The sequence below is a fragment of the Rahnella sp. P4_A8 genome (assembly GCF_056402435.1).
The window spans coordinates 1-4,064 of record NZ_JBFUHK010000134.1 but is presented as its reverse complement, the minus strand read 5'-3'; the positions used below and the strand labels follow the sequence as shown (position 1 = coordinate 4,064).

4 protein-coding genes are annotated in these 4,064 nt (G+C 46.7%); 1 reads left to right on the top strand and 3 read right to left on the bottom strand.

Annotated elements, in window-relative coordinates; all coding sequences use genetic code 11:
• Positions 1-67 precede the first annotated feature (67 nt).
• The 3 genes from AC1DUO_RS23620 to metK all read right to left on the bottom strand — a co-directional run bounded on the left by AC1DUO_RS23620 (position 68) and on the right by metK (position 3,062).
• Positions 68-571, bottom strand: a complete 504-nt coding sequence (locus tag AC1DUO_RS23620; RefSeq protein ID WP_013576817.1) for a fimbrial protein — start codon at positions 569-571, stop codon at positions 68-70.
• An 80-nt stretch (positions 572-651) separates the two neighbouring features.
• Positions 652-1,137, bottom strand: a complete 486-nt coding sequence (locus AC1DUO_RS23615; RefSeq protein ID WP_314520656.1) for a hypothetical protein — start codon at positions 1,135-1,137, stop codon at positions 652-654.
• A gap of 773 nt (positions 1,138-1,910) precedes the next feature.
• Positions 1,911-3,062, bottom strand: coding sequence for a methionine adenosyltransferase (gene metK, locus AC1DUO_RS23610; RefSeq protein WP_112150883.1), 1,152 nt, complete (start codon positions 3,060-3,062; stop codon positions 1,911-1,913).
• An 880-nt stretch (positions 3,063-3,942) separates the two neighbouring features.
• Between metK and AC1DUO_RS23605 the strand changes: the two genes are divergently transcribed.
• Positions 3,943-4,064, top strand: a 122-nt coding sequence (locus tag AC1DUO_RS23605) for a hypothetical protein (protein WP_477989027.1), incomplete at its 3' end; no start/stop codon positions are given.

The following is a 4,064-nucleotide window of genomic DNA, read 5'->3' as shown; positions in this document are numbered from 1 at the left end:
TCTGAGAGGTGAAAAGAATCGGCCTGATTAACAGGCCGATGAGGAGTGATTCAGGTGGAATGAACGCTTATGGCGTTTCAGTTGCCTGAGTCAGTACCACGCTGACAACGCCGCTGTAGTTACCGGAAGCAACAGGTGCCTGAGTGGTCTGGCTGACTTTCAGAGGCTGAATGATGGAACCGTTAGTGGTATCGCCGTTCGGGAACAGGGTAGTTGCAGCCATGGTCTGCTGAGCCTGAGTCAGGGTCAGTTCGCCGTATTTAACAGTCAGTGGGATATTTGGGTTGGTACCCACGGTATCCATTAATTGCGGGGTACCTGCCAGGTTGATGTTCACATCTTTTTCAGCATCGTTAGAATAGATCTTGGTCATCTGTGTAACAGGTTCCAGACCTACGCCAGGCATATAAGTCATTTCCATCGTAGAAGGTAATACTTCGCCAGTGTCAGTGGTCATATCCAGAGTGGCGTCAACGTTTGCAGTCACAGTAATATCTTTCTGTACAGCAGAAGCGTTAATAGCGAAGCCCATGATTGCAGTGACCAGCAGTGGTTTGATAATTGATTTCATTTTTAATTCCTAATTAAGAAGATGCATATTGCTATGCGGGGTTTATAACAAGAGTTATTCTTTACGTAAAATAATGAGATCTATTTTGCGCTGAATTCTTTTACGCCAACGGTTTTATCTGTCCAGTTGAAGTATTTCACTTTCACCACACGGTAATTATTTCCTTTAAATAATTCCGGAGATAACGTTGCGCGCTGATTAGGGTAAATGCTATTTTTTACCGGTTTACTCCATTTACATCCGTCATCAGTGAGTTGCTGAGGACATAAGCCGATACTGTTAATTTTAAGATGAATATTGCCGGTGTTGCTCACCACGCGAGTCGCCGGATCCAGCGTGAAGTCTAGTCGCGGTGCGGCAGGCGGGACGGTAACCAGTACGCCCCAGATCATGCTGATGCCGAGTTTGGTCTGATTCTTCTGGTCACTTTTCCCACCGTTATTATTCAGCCCCGGAACACCTTCAAAGTAAACGCGATAGGCTTCTTCTGTTTGCGGTTGCTGAATATTAATCAGACGTATAATTCGGGTGGTGCCGGGTGCCAGTCCGAATTTCTCCGGTGTCACAACAATACCGTTACCAGATGACTGAGTTATTGTTGTTTCATTTTCCTGCGGCGTTGCCGGGTTATTTATTTTCTTTACCGTCGTTTTTACATATTCCGTGGTGGCGGAGTTTGTTGTTACGCTAATTTGTGCACCACCGCTTTTCTGCATAGGAACCGAAATAGGGTAGACGCTTATTCCTGCAAATGATGATGCTGATAAAAGTAATGGGGAAGCCGCTAAAATCATTACCCATGATTTCAATTTTGTTAATGGCATTGTCATTTTCTCAATGTTTAATAAGTCGCTATCCTGAAGAAGATTTCGTTAATTCCTTTTACTTGATATTTGTTTGGTTGCTTTCGATGGGGTGAATAATAGATTCAATGAATGTTCAGGTCAATGGCATGCAAATTAGCTATTTGTGTTATTTATTTGGCTATAAATGATATTCAACATAAATATAACATTTGGCATGATTTTCACTTTCATGATTATGAAGGGATTTTATTCGTTATTTTGTTTTTATAATCGTGAATGTTAACTAAATGAAGACGGCTAATTTCAAACTGGCGCACATCTACATGATGTATTAAGTTAAATGAATGTAAACGTGATTTTGAAATTATCCATTAAAATCATTTAGATATAACATCTTCGGTTAACGGTTGTTGTAAGCTGTTTGGGTATTTAAATGGCGAAAAAGAAAGGAATAAGAAACGAAAGGGGAATAAGGGGCAATAAAAAACCCCGCCTGGGGCGGGGTTTGAGAGATTTTATGACGCGTGGGTTTCTTATAAACCTGCGGCTTCACGCAACTGAGCGGCTTTGTCGGTTTTTTCCCAAGGGAAATGTTCACGACCAAAGTGACCGTATGCGGCGGTTTCTTTATAGATAGGGTGCAACAGATCCATCATCTGGATCAAACCGTACGGACGCAGGTCGAAGAACTCGCGCACCAGCAGGGTCAGTTGTTCGTTGGAGACTTTACCGGTACCGAAGGTTTCCACCATGATGGAAGTCGGTTCTGCCACGCCGATAGCGTAAGACACCTGGATTTCGCAACGATCTGCCAGACCGGCAGCCACGATGTTTTTCGCCACATAACGTGCCGCGTAGGCCGCTGAGCGGTCAACTTTCGACGGATCTTTACCAGAGAACGCACCGCCACCGTGACGGGCCATGCCGCCGTAGGTATCCACGATGATTTTACGACCGGTCAGACCGCAGTCACCCATCGGGCCACCGATAACGAAACGGCCAGTCGGGTTAATGTGGTATTTGGTACCGGCGTTCAGCCATTCTGCTGGCAGGACAGGTTTGATGATTTCTTCCATCACCGCTTCCTGCAAATCTTTCAGCGAGATGTCTTCAGAGTGCTGAGTAGACAATACCACGGCATCGATACCGACGATTTTGCCTTCGTCATACTGGAAAGTGACCTGGCTTTTCGCATCCGGACGCAGCCATGACAGGGTGCCTGATTTGCGCACTTCAGCCTGACGCTGCACCAGACGGTGGGCATAAGTAATAGGTGCTGGCATCAGTACGCTGGTTTCGTTGGTCGCATAACCAAACATCAGACCCTGGTCGCCCGCACCTTGTTCCAGCGGATCAGTACGGTCAACGCCCTGATTGATATCCGGAGATTGCTTACCAATAGCGCTCAGCACTGCGCAGGAATTGGCGTCGAAACCCATGTCGGAATGGATATAACCAATTTCACGAACAGTCTGGCGTGTGATTTCTTCAACGTCGACCCATGCGCTGGTGGTGATTTCACCGCCAACCAGGACCATGCCGGTTTTGACATAAGTTTCACATGCAACACGTGCTTTTGGGTCTTGCTCTAAAATTGCGTCCAGTACCGCGTCGGAAATCTGGTCAGCGATTTTATCTGGATGTCCTTCCGAAACGGATTCGGACGTGAAGAGATGTTTAGCCATTATGTTCTTTACCTTACATACGACGGGTTAGATATCACTGCATAGCACTGGGGAGACTGGCAGATGAGGAGCAGAGCTCGCCATTGTCGCAATGCGTCCTGCATGTCCCCATTAGGCAAAGCCTTGAAGCAGTTTGCGCGTTAAACCACCCAAGCGTGTGGACGGATTAACATCTGGATGGCTATTTTAGGATAGCAGGCGTTCTGAATGCCAGTCATTTTTGTGACGGAGTGGGTGTTATTGTGCGGGTTTGCAGTGATATTCACGGTCTGAAACTATTTGTACTGCATTTTCATTTTGCATTTACAGCGTGTTATCGGTATAAACGGCGCGCGCTATGCACATTTCTGCAGGCCCTGCAGAAGCAGCGTATTCCAGTAATTACTGTTTTCTCAGCTCGAATGCCCGCGGGTGATGCGTGGCACGTGTGGAGGTGGTTAGTTTAATGACCCACTTTTTACCGTTTGTAACATTTCAACAGCATCCCCTGCAGCCTTTATTGCGTTCTGCAGCACTTCTTTCAGACCTTCATTCAGAAAAGCGTCTGTCATCTCTGCGATGTTTCAGACAGCCTGATTACAGACAGGTCAGTCACCGACATCGGTACGCTACTCAGTAAGCTCAGGTCTGCGTGAACATCGCATTCCCGACATATAACTGATGTAGCCTGCAATCTCCCGGGGCATCCACCCCTGATTTCTCCCGACTCGTTACACGGAGTCTAAAAACGTGTTTTACAATGATATGAGTAGAAAACAGTCCCGTGGCTGTGGCTCGCAGGGTTTTATCCTGTCTGAAAGCCAGCCTTGCGGGTTGTTCTCACCTGTTGTTACTGCGATAGTGGCTGGCCATGTTGTCAGTATAGAAAGAGGATTTACCTATGTCTGATGACATCCAGTCCCACCGTCCGTCACACGCGGGCGATACTGTTTCTTTGCGCTCCATGCAGGAGGTTGCCGTGAACGATCGTGATGCCAGCAAGATGCTGCGCACTTACAACGT

What these genes read in the sequence shown, in the direction of transcription:
- AC1DUO_RS23620 (WP_013576817.1), bottom strand. Translation starts at nt 571, where the DNA reads ATGAAATCAATTATCAAACCACTGCTGGTCACTGCAATCATGGGCTTC.
- metK (WP_112150883.1), bottom strand. Translation starts at nt 3,062, where the DNA reads ATGGCTAAACATCTCTTCACGTCCGAATCCGTTTCGGAAGGACATCCA.